This is a genomic window from Mycobacterium sp. ITM-2016-00316 (assembly GCF_002968335.2).
Classification (GTDB): domain Bacteria; phylum Actinomycetota; class Actinomycetes; order Mycobacteriales; family Mycobacteriaceae; genus Mycobacterium.
The window spans coordinates 3,496,673-3,513,743 of the sequence record NZ_CP134398.1; the positions used below are offsets into that span (position 1 = coordinate 3,496,673).

A 17,071-nucleotide genomic window follows, 5' to 3' on the forward strand; every position below is an offset into this window, starting at 1 on the left:
CGGTGTGCCCGCGGGGCCCAAGACATGACCGGGCACACAGGTACTGGTCAAGGGTACTAGAACCGGTACACGCTGGACAAACCCGGACCCCGAAGCCCCGGCCTGGTTACCCTCCTGAACGTGTCCGTGACGCCCCAGCCTCCGCACCCCCATCTGCCGACCTGGCCGCCGACCGTCCGCAAGGTCGGGGCGCCGCTGGCGGTGATCATCGGGCTCAGCGTCATCGTCGGCCTGCTGATGATCCTGCTGACCGCGACGAATCCGGTCGGCACGACCATCGGGTTCGTGCTCTCCAGCATCGCGATCGCGGTGGTCGTGGCCTGCTATCTGTGGCTGGACCGTTGGGAACCCGAGCCGCCGCGGCTGCTGATCCTGGCGTTCCTGTGGGGTGCGTCGGTGGCGATCATCTTGTCGCTGGCCCTCAAGTTGTGGGCCGACGCGGTCTTCCTGCCCACCCCGGGGCTGCCGGAGGGCTTCGAATCGACCGCGCTGCGCGCACCGATCATCGAAGAAGCCGCCAAGGGCCTGTTCCTGCTGATCATGATGACCGGCCGGCGCCGCCACGAGCTGAACTCGCTGACCGACTGCCTGGTCTACGCGGGCCTGATCGGCGCCGGGTTCGCCTGGTTCGAGGACGTTCTCTACATCGCCAACGGAGAGGACCTGGCCGCATCCCTGGTGACCGCCGCGCTGCGACTGATCATGGCGCCCTTCGCGCACTCCCTGTTCCTGTCGATGCTCGCGATCGGCGTCTACTTCGCGCTCAAACAGCGCCATCTGATCGGCAAGGTCGCCTGCATCGGCGCCGGCTACATCGCCGCGGTGGTCATGCACGCGCTGTGGAACGGGTCTTCGGTGATCGGAATCGAGGCCTACTTCCTGGTCTACCTGTTGTGGATGATGCCCATCTTCGGGCTGGCGATCTGGCTGGCGGTGCGCAGCCGGCGTCGCGAGCAGCTGGTGGTCGCCGCCAAACTGCCGAACATGGTGGCCGCGAACCTGATCACCGCCAACGAGGCGAGCTGGCTGGGCAGTATCCGCAACCGCAAGCTGGCCATCGGTGCAGCGACCCGGCACGGCGGCAAAGCTGCCGGCAAGGACGTGAAGGCCTTCGCGACCCAGGTGGTCGAGCTGGCCTTCATCCGTGACCGCATCGACCGTGGCTTCGGTGACGATCGGGTGCACGCGCTGCTGACCGAGGAGTCCTACCGCGTGCACGCGGCGCGGGCGGCCGCCGCGCCCACCCTGCAGTACCTGGCCGGCTACCGGATTTCCGGCTGACCGTCGGCCAGCAGAACAACGGCATCGGCGATCTGGTCCAGATGCTCGGCGGACACCGGTCGGTTCAGTGCGATCAGGCGCCAGAAGACCAGCGCCCCAAGGGCGTCCAGCAGCAGTTCCCGGTCCGCCGCCCGGGACACTTCGCCACGCGCGGCGGCCTGCTCCAACACGGCGTGCCCCCGTCGACGCCGCGGCGTGCCGATGTACTCCATCAGGGCGTGCGCCAGGGCCGGGTCGCGCTGACCCTCGGCGAGTAGGTCCGGATACACCCGCCGGGTCCGGGGGTCACTCAGCCAGGCAACGACGCCGTCGAGCAGCTCCCGGACATCACCGCGTAGCGAACCGGTGTCCGGCACAGGTGCATCGGTGCCGCTCACGGTCTTCATGGCAGCGGCGACCACCTCAGCCTTGGACGTCCACCTGCGGTACAGCGCCGCCTTTCCGACCCCCGCGCGCCGCGCGATTCCGTCCATCGACGATCCGCGAAACCCGTTTTCTGCCAGTTCGGTCAGCGCAGCGTCGAGGATGGCGCCGGTGACCCGCGCATCCCGCGGCCTGCCCGGCGCGCCGGTCATCTCCGCACGCCGTCCTGCGCGGCGACGAAGTCCCGGAACGATCGCGGTTTCCGCCCCGTGAGCTTCTCGACGGTGTCCGCGACGGCGGACTCCGCACCGGCACGCACCCGCGCGTCCAGATTGGCGAGCATTGCCGCGAATTCGGGGGCATATCCGGCGTCCACCAGAACACGAATGTGCTGATCGGTGCTCACAGCGTGATGCCGCACGGGCCGACCGGTGACGGCCGCGAGGATCGTGGCGGCGGCGTCGTAGCTCAGCGCTTCGGGGCCGGTAAGCCGGTGCTCGGCATTGTGCGCGCGCGGCGCCGCCAGCAGATGTGCGGCGACGTTGCCGATGTCGCGGGCATCGATGAAGGGCAGGCGGCCGGCTCCCGCGGACGTGTAGAACTCGCCGCCGTCACGGATCGCATCGGCTATGGGATGCTGCCCGACGAAGTTCTGCATGAACCATGACGGCCGCAGAATCTCCCACTCGGGCAACCCATCCCGGGCCGCGGCGACAACCTCGCCGAGACCGGGATCGCCCGCTTCCACAGCCGATGAGCTCAGCACGACCACGCGCCGGACGCCACCTATGCGCGCGCGCTCCAGAAACGGACCGACGATGTTGATCGGATCGGCCACCCCGACAGGGGCCACCAGGTAGATACGTTCGACGCCGTCCAGCGCGGCACGGTGGGTCGCGGGGTCCGACCAGTCGAAGCGCACGTGCTCGAAGTCCGTCGGCGCTGCCGCGGCGCGTGTTGCGGTGCGCACGGAAAGCTCGCGCTCGCCGCGCAACCCGTCGATCACTGCCGAACCGGTACTACCGGTCGCGCCGAGCACCAATACCGTGCCCGTCACGAGTGTCGACCACGATTGAAAGCGGACACTGCCTCATCCAGGCCACCCATCGCTGCCGCCGCGGCGAGCGGGTTCCAGTAGTCGCGGTAGACGGTGATGCCCTGCTCCCCCACGGTGACGACGGCGACGTAGTCGATGTCGTAGGGACTCCCGGTCGTCCTGGCGATACCGGACACCCCCCACTCCACGATGATCGTGTCGGGGTCGCCGGTGTCGTGCCGGGTCTGGTGGCGGATGCCGCGGATATCGATGTTGTCGGGAAAGCCGGCGAGATATGCGCGCACGGCGTCCTTTCCGGACACCACGGGCCAGCCCGGTGGCGCGAACGGAAACTCCATCGAGCCCGTGGGCGCCCACTCGTCGGCGAAAGCCACCATGTCATGTGCGAGCAGCGCGGCCGTCAACCGGTCGAACGCGCGATGCGCGCGCTGCCTGCGGTCATCCGCCGTCTTCTGGTCTGTCATGAAACCCTCTCCAATACGGAACAGTTCCGTATCTTATCTAGGGAACAGTGCAGACGGCCGATGTATTTCAGCTCGACTATTCGCTGATGTGCCGCCGTCGACGTCAGCGCGCTCGGCTACGCCTGGCCACCTGCCACAGCACCAGTCCGGCCTGCAGTCCGAAGGCGACCGAAATCATCGAGATCAAGGTGGCCGGCAGCGCCGAATCACCATCGGCACCGAACAATTCGGTAACACCGATCAGACCCATCGATCCGGGTACCAATAGCCAGAACCCCGGCAGGATCATGGTGATGGCCGGCGGGGCGCTGCGCCGGCGCGATACCGCCAGCGCCACCAGCGTCAGCGTCAGCCCACCGCAGAATCCGCTGGCGTAGCTGCCCAGCACCAGATCGCCGAGGTATTGAGCCGTGTACGCGGTGTAGGTGATGAGCACCAGCCACGGCAGAAACGACACCGGCGGCGCCAGGAAGAGCATCACTCCCAGCCCGTACACGAAGACACCGAGCCACGGTGCCCACGGACCGATGTGGTTGACCGCCTCCGAGCTGAGTTGATCCTCACGCATGCCGAGGAGCTGGGTGGCGATCAGGATGCCGAAGGCAAGCTGGATGATCTGCACGAAACCGGCGATCAGGCGGCTGGTTCCAGCGATGACATCGCGGGAGGTCAGTTCGATGACGGCCAGGGTGATCGCCGCGCCGGGCAGGAAGACTGCCAGTGGCGGTATGAGCGCACGCAGGCCGACATGATCGAGGTCCAGCCGCAATGCCGCCACGATGCAGATCGAGGCGACCGCGAACGCACTGATCGCGGGCACCAGCTGGGCAAGCGCCGGGACGCGCTGACTCGCGACCAGGAACCCGCCGACCATCGCCCCCAGCAGCAGGGCGGCCAACACGTTCAACAGCGTCGGCTCCAACACGAGGGACAGTCCGGCGCTTTGGATGCCGTAGCCGATCACCGTGACCCAGGCGGGGTAACGGCGGGCAACACCCTGGATCTCGTCGAGTCTGGTTTCACCCTCCCGCGCCGAGATCCGCCCGGCCATCGCCGAGGACACCAGCCGCGCGAGCGGAAATATCTGGTCGAAGCGCAGGTCGCCCTCCACGCGCTCGCCACGCACCACGGTGCCCCCTGCGGTGGCCGGCCCCACCACCTGCACGTGGTTCGGCAGGGCTATGCCGTCGTTTCGGACGCCGTAGTGCGCCGCGGTCCGGTCCAGCATCTGCCGCACCAGGGTCACCGGGTAGTTGGCCGCGCACATGGCGGCACCGAGGCGTGCCAGAAACCGGATCTGCTGATCGCTGGTGTCGGTCATCAGGCCTGTGCGCCCGGATCGTGCGCGACGCTAGTGCGCCGCGGCGTCCCAGCTGCGTCCGTAGCCGACCGACACCTCCAGCGGCACATCGAGCGGGTAGGCGTTGCCCATGTGCTCGCGTACCAGGGCTTCGAGGGTGTCGCGCTCCCCCTCGGCCACCTCGAACAGCAGTTCGTCGTGCACCTGCAGCAGCATGCGTGACTGCAGGCCGGCGGCCTTGATCGCCTCGTCGACGTTGATCATCGCGACCTTGATGATGTCGGCGGCACTGCCCTGGATGGGGGCATTGAGCGCCGCGCGTTCGGCGGCCTCACGGACATTGCGGTTGCTGCTGTCCAGCTCGGGCAGATAGCGGCGGCGACCGAGAACCGTTGAGGTGTAACCGTCCTTGCGGGCCTGGTCGACCACATCGCGCAGGTAGTCGCGGATGCCGCCGAAACGGTCGAAGTACTGCTCCATCTGATTCTTGGCCTCTTCGGTGCTGATCTTCAGCTGAGCCGACAGCCCGTAGGCACTCAAGCCGTAGGCCAAGCCGTAGGACATCGCCTTCACCCGGCGACGCAGTTCGGCGTCGACCCCGTCGATGGGCACACCGAACGCCCGCGACGCCACGAACGAGTGCAGGTCCTCGCCGGTGTTGAAGGCCTCGATGAGGCCCTCGTCGCGGGACAGGTGCGCCATGATGCGCATCTCGATCTGGCTGTAGTCCGCGGTCATCAATTCGGCGTAACCCGCACCCACTACAAACCCATCGCGGATGCGCCGGCCTGCCTCGGTGCGGATCGGGATGTTCTGCAGGTTGGGCTCGGTCGACGACAGCCGCCCGGTGGCGGCGATGGTCTGGTTGAAGGTGGTGTGGATACGGCCGTCGGAGGCCACCGAGTTCAGCAGACCGTCAACGGTGACCTTGAGCCGGGTGGCATCCCGATGTGCCAGCAGATGCTGCAGGAACGGGTGCCCGGTCTTGTCGAAAAGGCCCTGCAGCGCATCGGCATCGGTGGTGTACCCGGTCTTGGTCTTCTTGGTTTTCGGCATCTCCAACTCGTCGAAGAGCACCACCTGGAGCTGCTTGGGCGAGCCGAGATTGATCTGCTTGCCGATGACCCCGTAGGCGGCCTCGGCGGCATCGCGGATCAGATCCCCGAATTCGCTCTGCAGCTCCTTCAGGAACGCCACATCGACTGCGATGCCCGTGCTTTCGAGCTCGGCGAGCACCCGCTGCACCGGAAGTTCCATCCGGCCCAGCAGCGAGGACGAGTCGATGCGGGCCAGCTCCTCGTCTAGCGCGTCAGCGAGATCCATGACCGCTCCGGCCCGCAGCAACACCGCCTGCACGGCCTGCTCATCTACGCCGTCGTTGTCATCCAACAGTGAAAGCTGCTGCTGCTCAGGGTTATCCGCCCTCAGCTCACGCTTGAGGTAACGCAGCGACAGGTCGTCGAGGGCGAAGCTGCGCTGCCCCGGCCGCACCAGGTAGGCCGCCAGCGCGGTGTCCGACGTGACCCCGGCGAGCTTCCAGCCGCGGCCCTCCAGATCGTGCATGGCCAGTTTGGCTTCGTGCAGGGCCTTGGGCGGGCCGGGATCGGCCAGCCAGGACGCCAGCGCGGCCTCGTCGTCGGGCTGCAGGGTCGCGGTGTCGATGTACCGGCCGTCGCCGTCGTTGGCCACGATGGCCAGTGCCGTCGCGTCGCCGTCGAAGGCCAGGTGGGTGCCGACGACCGCGACGCCGAACCGGTTACCCAGGCTGTGTTCGGACAGCCACGCCGCGAGTTCGCCGGGTTGCAGCGCGCCGCCGCGCACATCGAAACCCTGATCCACCTCCGGGTCGGCCGAGGCCAGGGTGTCGAACAGCCGGTCGCGCAGCACCCGGAACTCAAGGTCGTCGAACAGCCGGTGGATGTGGTCCCGGTCCCACGGCAGCATGCGCAGCGTGTCGGGAGTCTGCGGCAGCGGCACATTCTTCACCAACTCGGTGAGCTCACGGTTGAGCACCACCGACGACAGGTTGGCGCGCAACGCATCCCCGACCTTGCCCTTGACGGTGTCGACGTTGTCGACCAGAGCCTGCAGCGAGCCGTGCTCGACGATCCACTTGGTCGCGGTCTTCTCCCCCACGCCCGGGATGCCCGGCAGGTTGTCGCTCGGGTCGCCGCGCAGCGCGGCGAAATCCGGGTACTGCTCCGGCGTGAGGCCGTACTTGGCCTGCACGGCATCCGGGGTGAAGCGGGTCAGCTCGCTGACTCCCTTGACCGGGTACAGCACGGTGACATCGCTGCTGACCAACTGCAGCGAATCCCGGTCACCGCTCACCACCAGCACCCGGTAGCCGCCGGCCTCGGCCTGGGTCGCGAGCGTGGCGATGATGTCATCGGCCTCGAAACCCTGCTCGGCGAGCACCGTGATGCCGAGCGCACCCAGCACCTCCTTGGTGATGTCGATCTGGCCGCGGAACTCATCCGGGGTGGCCGACCGGCCCTCCTTGTATTCGGGGTATTTCTCCTTGCGGAAGGTCTGCCGGGACACGTCGAAGGCGGCCGCGATGTGACTGGGCTGCTCGTCGCGCAACAGGTTGATCAGCATGGCGGTGAACCCGTACACGGCGTTGGTGGTCAGACCGCCCTGGGTCTTGAAGTTCTCCGCGGGGAGCGCGTAGAACGCGCGGAAGGCCAGCGAATTGCCATCCAGCAGCATCAACGTGGGTTTCTCGTCAGTGCCGGGCTTCTTCTCGGATGCCTCGGCGGCAGTCTTGGCGGGGCTCACGCACCCAACTCTAGGCACCCACCCCGACAGGCGGGCGACGCTGTCGGGGTGTTCATCCCGCCTGCCGTCCAGTCATCTGGTCCGAGTGAGTGTCTCCTCGTGTGCGCGATCGCCGAAGAATGGGGCCCGCGGGCCGATACTCGATTCGCGCCGCGCGGCCAAACTGCAACACGTTTCAGTTTTGCCCTCGCAATGGGTAGTCTGACCCCCGTGCCAGCAGCAACCACACAGCCCGCGTTCGAAGGGTGGTTCGCCACCGATGACGACGGCGACACCCATCTGATCGGCGGCAAGTGCACCGCGTGTGCCACCTATGTCTTCCCGCCCCGGGAAACCAACTGCCCCAACCCGGCCTGTGACAGCGACACCCTCGCATTGGTCCCCCTGTCGCGGCGCGGCACCGTGTGGAGCTACACCGAAAACCGCTACGCCCCACCCCCGCCCTATCCCTCACCGGACCCCTTCGAACCGTTCGCCGTGGCCGCGGTCGCACTCGAAGAAGAGGGCCTCATCGTGCTCGGCAAAGTCGTCGAAGGCACCCTGGCCGCCGACCTGACCGTCGGCATGGAAATGGAACTGACCACCATGGCCCTCTACACCGACGACGACGGTGTCACCCGCACCACCCACGCCTGGAGGATCCCCTGATGTCGCCGGAACCCGTTTACATTCTCGGCGCCGGGATGCACCCCTGGGGCAAATGGGGCCGCGACTTCACCGAATACGGCGTCGTCGCCGCCCGCGCCGCCCTGGCCGAAGCCGGCCTGCACTGGCGCCAAATCCAACTCGTCGCCGGCGCCGACACCATCCGCAACGGCTACCCCGGCTTCGTCGCCGGAGCCACCTTCGCCCAAAAACTCGGCTGGAACGGCGTACCCGTCACCTCCAGCTACGCCGCCTGCGCCTCCGGCAGCCAAGCCCTCCAAAGCGCACGCGCCCAAATCCTGGCCGGATTCTGCGACGTCGCCCTCGTCATCGGCGCCGACACCACCCCCAAAGGCTTCTTCGCCCCCGTCGGCGGAGAACGCAAAAACGACCCCGACTGGCAACGCTTCCACCTCATCGGCGCCACCAACACCGTCTACTTCGCCCTCCTGGCACGCCGCCGCATGGACCTCTACGGCGCCACCGTCGACGACTTCGCCCACGTCAAAGTCAAAAACGCCCGCCACGGCCTGTCCAACCCCAACGCCCGCTACCGCAAAGAAGCCACCGTCGAAGACGTCCTGGCCTCCCCCGTGGTCTCCGACCCACTACGACTGCTCGACATCTGCGCCACCTCCGACGGCGCCGCCGCCCTCATCGTCGCCTCCAAAGCCTTCGCCGAAAAGCACCTCGGCAGCGTCGCCGGGGTCCCCTCGGTGCGCGCGGTCAGCCTGCAATCACCGCAATACCCCCAACACCTACCCGAACTGCCCGATATCGCCACCGACTCCACCGCCGTCATCCCCGGACCCGAACGCGTCTTCAAAGACCAGATCCTCGACGCCGCCTACGCCGAAGCCGGCATCGGACCCGAAGACCTGTCCCTGGCCGAGGTCTACGACCTGTCCACCGCCCTGGAACTCGACTGGTACGAACACCTCGGACTATGCGCCAAAGGCGAAGCCGAACAGCTGCTGCGCTCCGGTGCCACCACCATCGGCGGCCGCATCCCGGTCAACGCCTCCGGCGGACTCGCCAGCTTCGGCGAAGCCATCCCCGCCCAAGCCATCGCCCAAGTATGCGAACTGTCCTGGCAACTCAAAGGCCAAGCCACCGGCCGCCAAGTCGAAAACGCCACCGTCGGCGTCACCGCCAACCAAGGCCTCTTCGGCCACGGCTCCTCAGTCATCGTCGCCCGGTAGCGCGGACCTTTCGGTTCAATGGGCCGATGACAGAGGTCGTCTCGGTGCGGGTCAAGCCCGGCAGCAAGAAGGGCCCGTTGGTCGAGGCGGGACCGGACGGCGCGTTGACGATCTACGTACGCGAGCGGGCGGTCGAGGGCAAGGCCAACGACGCGGTCGTCGCCCTGCTCGCCAAGCATCTAGGCGTGCCGCGCAGTCGCGTCGAGTTGGCGTCGGGGGCGACGTCGCGGATGAAGCGCTTCCGCATCTCGTGAAGTGATCGTGCGTGAACTCCTTCTGGGCGACGGCGTGTCGGGGAGCAGACACGCACGCTCGCGGGCAGGGCGGCCCGGTCAGGCCACGCCGAGGTAGGCGGCCCGAATGCTGTCGTCCTTGAGCAGGTCGGCTGCCACGCCGGTGCGGGTGACTTCGCCGGTCTCCAGGATGTAGGCCCGGTCGGATCTGCTGAGTGCCTGCTGCGCGTTCTGTTCCACCAGCAGCACCGTGGTGCCCTGGCTGTTGATCTCGGAGATGATGCGGAAGATCTGCGATATCACCATCGGCGCAAGACCCATCGAGGGTTCATCGAGCAGCAGCACCTTCGGCCGCGCCATCAGGGCGCGGCCGATGGCCAGCATCTGCTGCTCGCCACCGGACAAGGTGCCACCGACCTGGTTGCGGCGCTCGGCCAGCCTCGGGAAGGTGGTGAGCACCCAGTCGAGCTTCTCGTCATGCTCGGACTTCGACGGGAATTTCCTTCCATAGCAACCCATTTCGAGGTTCTCGATGATGGTCATGCCGGGAAAGACGCCGCGCCCCTCGGGAGCCTGGATCAGTCCGTCGGATACCCGCCGATGCGCCTTGACCTTGCCGATGTCCTTGCCGTCGAACCATACCGAACCCGACGTGAGCGGCAGCAGTCCCGAGATGGCCCGCATCATGGTGGTCTTGCCGGCGCCGTTGGAGCCCAGCAGAGTGACCAGCTCACCTTCGTGAACCACCAGCGAAACACCATGCAGTGCGCGGATTCTGCCGTAGTGCACGACGATGTCACGCACCTCCAACAGGACCGGACGCTCGGCGGCCTCAGGCGAGTTCGTCATCGGGGACCCCCAGATAGGCGGCGATGACCTTGGGGTCCTCGCGGATTTCGGCAGGCAGACCGTCGGCGATCTTGCGACCGAACTCCAGTACCACGATCCGGTCGGTCACCCCCATCACCAGGCGCATGTCGTGTTCGATGAGCAGCACCGTGTAACCGTCATCGCGGATCTTGCGGATCAGGTCGATCAGCGCCGACTTCTCGCTCGGGTTGAATCCGGCCGCGGGCTCGTCCAGGCACAGCAGCTTGGGTTCGGTGGCCAGCGCCCGCGCGATCTCCAGGCGGCGCTGGTCACCATAGGGCAGGTTCTTGGCCTTCTCCTCGCCACGGTGGGCGATACCGACGAAATGCAGTAACGCAGCTGACCTCTCGATGGCCGACTTCTCTTCACGACGATGCCGCGATGACCGGAACAGCGCGCCCGGCACCGAGGTGTGATGCCGCGCATCGGTGCCCACCATGACGTTCTCCAAGGCGGTCATCTCACCGAACAGTCGGATGTTCTGGAAGGTGCGGGCAATCCCCAGCCGGGTGATCTGATGTCGTTTGATGCGCCCGATCGGTGATCCGTCGAACGTGACGGAACCCGAACTGGGCCGGTACACACCGGTGATCGCGTTGAAGCAGGTGGTCTTGCCGGCCCCGTTGGGCCCGATCAGCCCGAGGATCTCCCCGCGCTTGATGTTGAACGACACCGCATCCAGGGCCGTCAGACCGCCGAACTGGACAGTGAGATCGTTGGTCTGCAGCAGGACTTCGCCCTCATCGGCCTTGATCTCGCGGTGCACACTGGCGATCTCGGCGACATTCTCGAAACTCTCGGCGTCGGTCATTTCACCGGCTCCGTATCCGTCGGCTTGCTCCGCAACAGCTCACGCGCGGCCTTGGCATAGGTGAGCAGATGCTGACGGGCCGGGAACAGGCCCTGGGGCCGGAAGATCATCAGCACCACCAGGGCGAGCCCGAAGAACAGATACTTCAGGTTACCCATGTCGATGCCGGCGAAGTGCACACCGAGCAGCCGGTTGGGCAGGTACACGATGATGAACGCGCCGAGGATCACACCGAGCTTGTTGCCCTGACCTCCGAGCACCACCGCGCACAGGAACAGCATCGAGTTGATGATGTTGAAGGTCGGCGGCGCAACGTATTGCACCTGACCGGCGTACAGCGCACCGGACAGACCGCCGATGGCCGCGCCGATGGTGAATGCCCACAGTTTGAACTTGAACGCGTTGACGCCCATCACTTCCGCGGCGTCCTCGTCCTCGCGGACAGCTATCCAGGCCCGCCCCACCCGGCTGCGTTCCAGGTTGCCGACCAGCAGCAGGATACCGACGATCAGAATGAGGCCCAGCCAGAACCACCAGGTTCCGTAGTTGGCGTCCCCGGCGGAGTTGGACACCGAGAACACGCCCTCGGGATGCTGCTCGCTCTCCAGAAAGTGTGGGAAGGCAACCTCATTGAGGCCACGCGGGCCGTTGGTGACATCGGCCAGGTTGTCGGCGAGCAGCCGGATGATCTCGCCGAACCCCAATGTGACGATGGCCAGATAATCACCACGCAGGCGCAGCGTCGGCGTGCCGAGGATCAGACCGCTCAACGCGGTGACCGCCATCGCGATCGGCACGCAGGACAGCCAGGCCCACGGGGTGCTGAAGAAACCCGATGCACCCATCTGATTCCACGGGCTCTCCGGGCTGGTCAGCAACGCGACCGTGTAGGCGCCGACGGCGTAGAAGCCGACATAACCCAAGTCGAGCAGACCGGCTTGGCCGACAACGACATTGAGCCCGATCGCGATGATGGCGACCATCGCGAACTGGGCCATGGTGCCACCGAAGCTGATTCCCGGGGTGTCCAGAAAGGCCGGCGTGAACAGCGGCGAGAGCGCGATCCCGGCGAACAGCACGATACCGAACACCCATTTCTGGGCTCGGGTCAGACCGTCCCACCAGTCCATGATCTTCGCCCAGCGGGTGCCCGGGCCGGTAGAAGTGGTCATGCTCGCGCCTTCCCGAGGCTCTCGCCCAAGATGCCCGTCGGTCTGATCAACAGCACCAAGACCAGCAGGACGAACGCGACGACGTCACGCCACTGGGTGCCGAATACCGCCTGACCGTAGTTCTCCATGACGCCGAGCAGCAGGCCACCGAGCAGCGCGCCGCGCAGGTTGCCGATACCGCCGAGCACCGCGGCCGAGAAGGCCTTGATACCCAAGAGAAATCCGCCCGAGTAGATGATGCCCTGGGGCACCTTCAGGGTGTACAGCAGCGCCGCGGCACCGGCGAGCAGGCCGCCGATGAGGAAGGTCGTCATGATGACGCGCTCGCGGGACACCCCCATCAGCGTCGCGGTGTTCGCGTCCTGGGCGACCGCGCGGACACCGCGGCCGAGCTTGGTGCGGTTGAGCGCCACGTCGGTGAGCAGCGCCAGCACCAGTGCCGACCCGATGATGACGATCGTGGTGTTGGAGATCGCGACGCCGAACAGTTCGAACTGGGTCTTGGGTTGCACCAACACGATGGGCTGCTGGGCGTTCGGGCCGCCGTAGCCCGGTATCAGCTTGGGCAGGATGAACAGCACGAACTGCTGCAGCACGAAGGACATGCCGATCGCGGTGATCAGGAAGGTGAGCGCCTTGGCGTTGCGTTTGCGCAGCGGGCGGTAGGCGATGAACTCCAGGCCGACCGCGGCGCCGCCGGAGACCAGCATCGCGAACAGCATCGCGATGCCCAGGTAGAGGATGGTCAGCGCGACGCCCTTGTTGTAGGCGTTGCCGCTCGGCGTGAAGCCCATCAGGATGTCCAGCGCGAAGTAGGCGCCGAACATGCCGAGCATGAAGATCTCCGAGTGCGCGAAGTTGATCAGCCTCAGCACGCCGAAGACCAGGGTGTAACCGACTGCGACCAGGGCGTAGATCGCGCCCCAGGACAGGCCGTCGATCGTCAACTGCCAGAAGCTGTCGAACAACGCTCCGACATTGAAGTTGATGTTGGCGGCCAGGTTCATCCGGTGGTGAGCTCCTCGCTGACGCGATGACGGTTACTGCGGCAGGGGTGTGAAGACGAAAGCGCGTCCGAGGCATGCGCTCTCGGACGCGCTTTCGTCTCAGCTGTTACTGAACGTCGTAGATCCAGATGAGCGTGGTGGTGAGCTCACCTTCCGGAGTCCACTGGTACTCACGGGCCACGCCCTGGCCCTGGTAGTTGCGAACGAAATCCAGCAGCGCGGGGCGCGTGATCGCGCCGGAGTCGATGCCCTTGAGCAGGATGGTGCCCAGGTCATAACCCTCGGCGCTGTACGTGCCGGGTTCGGTATTGAACTTCGCGGTGTACTCCTCGGCGAACGACCCGGTGGCCGGGCCGCACGGGCAGGCCAGCACCGCGCCCTTGGACGATTCGCCCGCCTGCTTGACGAACTCGGGATCCTTCGTGCCGTCGGCGCTGGCGAACACGCCCTCGAATCCACCGTCACGGAGCTGCTGGACCAGCGGCGCAGCCTCGGCGTAGTAGCCACTGAAGAAGACCGATTCCGGTGCCGCACCATTGATCTGGGTGACCGCAGCGGAGAAGTCCTTGTCGCCCTTCTTCACCGAGATGTTGCAGGCCGGATCGGCCACGGGGCCCAGGGTGTCACGCACCGCGGTGGCCAGCCCGAGACCGTAATCGGTGCTGTCGTCGACGACGCAGATCTTCTTATGGCCCAGATTGTTCTTCAGATAGTTGGCGACGGACGGGCCCTGCACGCCGTCGTTGGCAAGTCCGCGGAAGAAGGTCTTCCAGCCGTTCTCCGACAGCGTCACGTTGGTGGCCGAGGCCGTGGCGGCAACGAGGCCGGCCTGATCGAACACACCGCCGGTGGCCTTGGTCTCACCGGAGAAAGCCGGGCCGACCAGGCCGATCGTGTACTGATCCTCGACGATCCGCGGGGCGATGTTGGAGGCCTTCTGCGGATCACCCTCGGTGTCGAACGGCTTGAGCTGCACCTGGCAACCCGGATTGGCCTCGTTGTGCTGATCGATGGCCAGCTGCACACCGTTCTTGATGTTGATGCCGAGCGCGGCGTCCGGTCCGTTGAGGGCACCGGCCATGGCAATCGAGACCGGCGGGCAGGTGGCCTTGCCGTCACCGGCCGGATTGGCGGGTGCAGCGCCCTCGGCGGCCGCAACCTCGGCGCCGTTCTCGTCGATCTGCACCTTTTCCACGATCTTGAGGTTCGTCTGGGACGCCTCTTCTTCGGGCGTGCTCTGACTGCAGCCGGCAATCGCCAGGGCCATCAGGCCCGCGCTTCCGAGAGCAAATGCCTTGCGTGCCACGTGACCGCGCACGTCTCACCTCCGGTTCCGTTTTCAGGTCGGCACCTTCGTTCCGGTCGGGACGACCGGGACGGGGATGCTTCGCCGAAAACCATAACCATTCCCGGGCTCCGTCGCGTCATGTTGAGCGACGCGTTGCGCAGATCAGCCGGGTTAGCCGGTCAAACGAAGCCGCCGGAAACGCAGTCTTAACCGGCAGAGTCGGTCAGGACGCTCATTTCTCGGCGCCGGAGGCATCCTCGGTCGGCGTGTCGAGGGTCTCGAGCACCACTTCGGCCACCCGCTTCATCGTGGTGCGGCGATCCATCGCGGCCCGCTGGATCCACTTGAACGCCTCAGGCTCGGTCATCCCCTGGTTCGCCTGCAGCAAACCCTTCGCGCGCTCGACGAGCTTGCGCGTCTCCAGGCGGTCCGACAGGTTCGCGACCTCGTGCTCCAGGGCGGCGATCTCCCCGAACCGGCTGACTGCGACCTCGATGGCCGGGATCAGATCGGTGATGGAGAACGGCTTGACCAGGTAGGCCATCGCACCCGCATCGCGGGCGCGTTCGACAAGTTCGCGCTGGCTGAAGGCGGTCAGAATGACGATCGGCGCGATGCGCTTGGTCGCGATCTCCGATGCCGCGTCGATCCCGTCCCGGCGGGGCATCTTGACGTCCATGATCACCAGATCCGGTTTCAGGCTTTCCGCGAGATCGACCGCTTCCTGACCGTCTCCGGCCTGCCCGACGACCTCATAACCTTCCTCACCCAGCATCTCGGCCAGGTCCATACGGATGAGCGCCTCATCTTCGGCGATGAGCACGCGGCGGGGTGCAGGAGCGTCGGTCATGACGCACATTGTCGCGCCTTTGGGGCGCAGGGGCGAGCTTGGGGTTAACAGTGCCTGCCGGGAAGGGTGCCTGCACGCATCCATTAAGGTGGTACCTCGCGCCCTCGTATCCCAACTGGCAGAGGAAACGGATTCAAAACCCGTGCAGTGTGAGTTCGAATCTCACCGAGGGCACCAGTAAGGCCAGTCCAGAGCTGGTATTGACCCAGCCGTTCGACCACATAGGACGGTTCAGCCCGCAGACAGCCCGCAGCGCCTAAGATGCGAACGTGGCGACCAGGCGTGGAGCACGTGCGGGAGTAGAGGACCGCTGGCACCGGCCTGCCCGCAAGGATGAGCAGGTCAGCTACCCCGCTGACGCCGGCGACGGCGACGCGGTCTGGTGCGTGGACACCAAGCACGGCACACCCGGCACCCAAGTGTGCAGCGGTCGACACGGACGGGGTCACCGCTGGCAGGCCCGGTGGGTCGGCGAGGGTCAGGAGAGGTCCAAAAGCTTCACCAAGAAGGTTGATGCTGAACGCCATCTGCGAGGAGTGGTCGCCGACCTGGAAACCGGCACCTATGCCGACCCGCAGCGGTCCGCCGTCACGTTCAGCACCGTCGCCGAGTCCTGGCTGAGGACAAAACAGGCCGCCAACCGAGCACCGAAAACCATTGCCGGGTACCGGGGTCTGCTCGACGCCGTGATCCTGCCCAAGTGGGGCGACGAACGGCTACGGGACATCACCCACCAGCGCCTGCAGGAGTGGATCACGTTCCTGGCCACCGACCCGGCGGCACGCGCACATGCCAAGCGCGACAAGGACGGCAAGGCCATACAGACCGGCCTCTCCCCCGCGCGCGTGATCCAGATACATCAGGTTGTCTCGCAGGTCCTCGGGTTCGCCCTACGGGCCAAGCACGTCGCCACCAACGCCGCCGACCACATCGAGCTGCCGAGCAAGCCACAAAACAAGGGCCTGGCGCTCACGCACGACCAGGTGCACCGTCTGGCTCAGGCAATGGTCAATGCAGAGAAGGCTGTCCGCTACCGCAGCGACACCACTCCAGCCCTGACATCCCCGGAGGCCCTGGGCACCATGGTGCGATTCCTGGCTTCCTCGGGCCTGCGCTATGGCGAGTGCATCGCGCTGCGAGTCGGCGACATCGACACCAAGAAGCGCCGCGTACTGGTCAGCAAGTCGGTGACCCACGTGCGCGGCCAAGGCTTGGTCGAGGGCGACACCAAGACTCACCAAGCCCGTTCGGTGCCGATCCTCATTACAAGCCTGGCCGAGGAACTGTCCAAGCTCGTTGCCGGCCGCGATCCCGACGAGTATCTATTCCCCGGCCCCAATGGCAGCGCCATGCCAATCGGCTGGTTTAACGCACGGTTCATAAAGGCCGTGGAGGTCCTGGGCGTTCCAGGAGTCACCCCTCACACACTGCGCCACTCCGCTGGGTCCCTGGCCCTGCAGTCCGGCGCCTCGGTGGCGACCGTGCAGAAACTGCTGGGCCACCGCAATGCCACCACGACGCTGAACGTCTACAGCCACATGTTGCCTGACGACTTCGACAACCTCGCGGCGGCAATGGATGCTGCAGCGATCAAAGCCTCGAGGGCTGGTCAATCGGGCTAGAAAGCTCTAGTCGTTTTCTGTAGCCGCTTGTGCGAAATCAACTGGAGCACAAGGCCACTCACATAATCACGTTTGCTATTGCCGATCATAAGCAGTTAGTCTTGGCGGTGCACGGGCCGAATTCA

16 protein-coding genes and 1 tRNA gene are annotated in these 17,071 nt (G+C 66.1%); 6 read left to right on the forward strand and 11 right to left on the reverse strand.

The genetic code is table 11. The features are described 5' to 3' along the window. Positions 1–120 precede the first annotated feature (120 nt). Positions 121–1,281: a PrsW family intramembrane metalloprotease gene (locus C6A86_RS16870; protein WP_311100796.1), complete on the forward strand. Its 1,161-nt coding sequence runs from the start codon at positions 121–123 to the stop codon at positions 1,279–1,281. Here C6A86_RS16870 and C6A86_RS16875 read toward each other — a convergent pair. The 5 genes from C6A86_RS16875 to polA all read right to left on the reverse strand — a co-directional run bounded on the left by C6A86_RS16875 (position 1,263) and on the right by polA (position 7,177). Next, positions 1,263–1,856, reverse strand: coding sequence for a TetR/AcrR family transcriptional regulator (locus C6A86_RS16875; RefSeq protein ID WP_105362069.1), 594 nt, complete (start codon positions 1,854–1,856; stop codon positions 1,263–1,265). The two genes, C6A86_RS16870 and C6A86_RS16875, sit on opposite strands and share 19 nt — an antisense overlap. Next, positions 1,853–2,650 (reverse strand): ergot alkaloid biosynthesis protein, encoded by a 798-nt coding sequence (locus C6A86_RS16880; protein WP_233212895.1) that lies wholly within the window; start codon positions 2,648–2,650, stop codon positions 1,853–1,855. The genes C6A86_RS16875 and C6A86_RS16880 overlap by 4 nt, the downstream gene beginning before the upstream one ends. 47 nt (positions 2,651–2,697) lie before the next feature. Further along, positions 2,698–3,165: a nuclear transport factor 2 family protein gene (locus C6A86_RS16885; RefSeq protein WP_105362071.1), complete on the reverse strand. Its 468-nt coding sequence runs from the start codon at positions 3,163–3,165 to the stop codon at positions 2,698–2,700. 103 nt (positions 3,166–3,268) lie between these two features. Further along, entirely contained in the window at positions 3,269–4,486 is a 1,218-nt protein-coding gene (locus C6A86_RS16890) for a threonine/serine exporter ThrE family protein (protein WP_105362072.1), read from the reverse strand. Between the two features lie 30 nt (positions 4,487–4,516). Further along, positions 4,517–7,177: a DNA polymerase I gene (gene polA / locus C6A86_RS16895; RefSeq protein ID WP_199196078.1), complete on the reverse strand. Its 2,661-nt coding sequence runs from the start codon at positions 7,175–7,177 to the stop codon at positions 4,517–4,519. 279 nt (positions 7,178–7,456) lie between these two features. Here polA and C6A86_RS16900 point away from each other — a divergent pair, with 279 nt between their 5' ends. From C6A86_RS16900 to C6A86_RS16910, 3 genes are read left to right on the forward strand one after another with little or no spacing between them, the layout of a single operon-like run. After that, entirely contained in the window at positions 7,457–7,894 is a 438-nt protein-coding gene (locus C6A86_RS16900; protein ID WP_311100797.1) for an OB-fold domain-containing protein, read from the forward strand. Further along, positions 7,894–9,093: a lipid-transfer protein gene (locus tag C6A86_RS16905; protein WP_311100798.1), complete on the forward strand. Its 1,200-nt coding sequence runs from the start codon at positions 7,894–7,896 to the stop codon at positions 9,091–9,093. Before C6A86_RS16900 ends, C6A86_RS16905 begins: the two co-directional genes overlap by 1 nt. Before the next feature lie 26 nt (positions 9,094–9,119). Next, positions 9,120–9,347 carry a DUF167 domain-containing protein gene (locus C6A86_RS16910; RefSeq protein WP_105361539.1) on the forward strand — a complete coding sequence of 76 codons (228 nt, stop codon included), beginning with the start codon at positions 9,120–9,122 and terminating at the stop codon, positions 9,345–9,347. A 78-nt stretch (positions 9,348–9,425) separates the two neighbouring features. On the opposite strand, the gene C6A86_RS16915 is transcribed toward C6A86_RS16910, so the two are convergent. The 6 genes from C6A86_RS16915 to C6A86_RS16940 form a co-directional block, all read right to left on the reverse strand. After that, a complete protein-coding gene (locus C6A86_RS16915; protein ID WP_105361540.1) occupies positions 9,426–10,175 on the reverse strand; it encodes an ABC transporter ATP-binding protein in 750 nt (249 codons plus the stop codon). Further along, positions 10,159–11,007 (reverse strand): ABC transporter ATP-binding protein, encoded by an 849-nt coding sequence (locus C6A86_RS16920; protein ID WP_105361541.1) that lies wholly within the window; start codon positions 11,005–11,007, stop codon positions 10,159–10,161. The genes C6A86_RS16915 and C6A86_RS16920 overlap by 17 nt, the downstream gene beginning before the upstream one ends. Then, positions 11,004–12,179, reverse strand: coding sequence for an ABC transporter permease subunit (locus tag C6A86_RS16925; protein ID WP_105361542.1), 1,176 nt, complete (start codon positions 12,177–12,179; stop codon positions 11,004–11,006). Before C6A86_RS16925 ends, C6A86_RS16920 begins: the two co-directional genes overlap by 4 nt. Beyond that, the gene (locus C6A86_RS16930) at positions 12,176–13,186 is read right to left on the reverse strand and encodes a branched-chain amino acid ABC transporter permease (RefSeq protein ID WP_311100799.1); all 1,011 of its coding nucleotides are present in this window, start codon (positions 13,184–13,186) and stop codon (positions 12,176–12,178) included. Before C6A86_RS16930 ends, C6A86_RS16925 begins: the two co-directional genes overlap by 4 nt. 106 nt (positions 13,187–13,292) lie before the next feature. After that, positions 13,293–14,504 carry a branched-chain amino acid ABC transporter substrate-binding protein gene (locus tag C6A86_RS16935; protein WP_105365179.1) on the reverse strand — a complete coding sequence of 404 codons (1,212 nt, stop codon included), beginning with the start codon at positions 14,502–14,504 and terminating at the stop codon, positions 13,293–13,295. 202 nt (positions 14,505–14,706) lie between these two features. Further along, positions 14,707–15,324, reverse strand: coding sequence for an ANTAR domain-containing response regulator (locus C6A86_RS16940; protein ID WP_264056987.1), 618 nt, complete (start codon positions 15,322–15,324; stop codon positions 14,707–14,709). 100 nt (positions 15,325–15,424) lie between these two features. Between C6A86_RS16940 and C6A86_RS16945 the strand changes: the two genes are divergently transcribed. Next, positions 15,425–15,501, forward strand: a tRNA-Leu gene (locus C6A86_RS16945). 92 nt (positions 15,502–15,593) lie between these two features. After that, complete coding sequence (locus C6A86_RS16950; protein WP_105365177.1) at positions 15,594–16,946, forward strand: site-specific integrase; 1,353 nt, start codon at positions 15,594–15,596, stop codon at positions 16,944–16,946. Positions 16,947–17,071 lie beyond the last annotated feature (125 nt).

Bases quoted from the DNA above. Each gene is read 5' to 3' on its own strand.
- C6A86_RS16925 (WP_105361542.1), bottom strand. From the start codon at position 12,179: ATGACCACTTCTACCGGCCCGGGCACCCGCTGGGCGAAGATCATGGAC.
- C6A86_RS16915 (WP_105361540.1), bottom strand. From the start codon at position 10,175: ATGACGAACTCGCCTGAGGCCGCCGAGCGTCCGGTCCTGTTGGAGGTG.
- C6A86_RS16920 (WP_105361541.1), bottom strand. From the start codon at position 11,007: ATGACCGACGCCGAGAGTTTCGAGAATGTCGCCGAGATCGCCAGTGTG.
- C6A86_RS16885 (WP_105362071.1), bottom strand. From the start codon at position 3,165: ATGACAGACCAGAAGACGGCGGATGACCGCAGGCAGCGCGCGCATCGC.
- C6A86_RS16890 (WP_105362072.1), bottom strand. From the start codon at position 4,486: ATGACCGACACCAGCGATCAGCAGATCCGGTTTCTGGCACGCCTCGGT.
- polA (WP_199196078.1), bottom strand. From the start codon at position 7,177: ATGCTGCTGGATGGCAATTCGCTGGCCTTCCGCGCGTTCTACGCGCTC.
- C6A86_RS16930 (WP_311100799.1), bottom strand. From the start codon at position 13,186: ATGAACCTGGCCGCCAACATCAACTTCAATGTCGGAGCGTTGTTCGAC.
- C6A86_RS16875 (WP_105362069.1), bottom strand. From the start codon at position 1,856: ATGACCGGCGCGCCGGGCAGGCCGCGGGATGCGCGGGTCACCGGCGCC.
- C6A86_RS16905 (WP_311100798.1), top strand. From the start codon at position 7,894: ATGTCGCCGGAACCCGTTTACATTCTCGGCGCCGGGATGCACCCCTGG.
- C6A86_RS16940 (WP_264056987.1), bottom strand. From the start codon at position 15,324: ATGACCGACGCTCCTGCACCCCGCCGCGTGCTCATCGCCGAAGATGAG.
- C6A86_RS16910 (WP_105361539.1), top strand. From the start codon at position 9,120: ATGACAGAGGTCGTCTCGGTGCGGGTCAAGCCCGGCAGCAAGAAGGGC.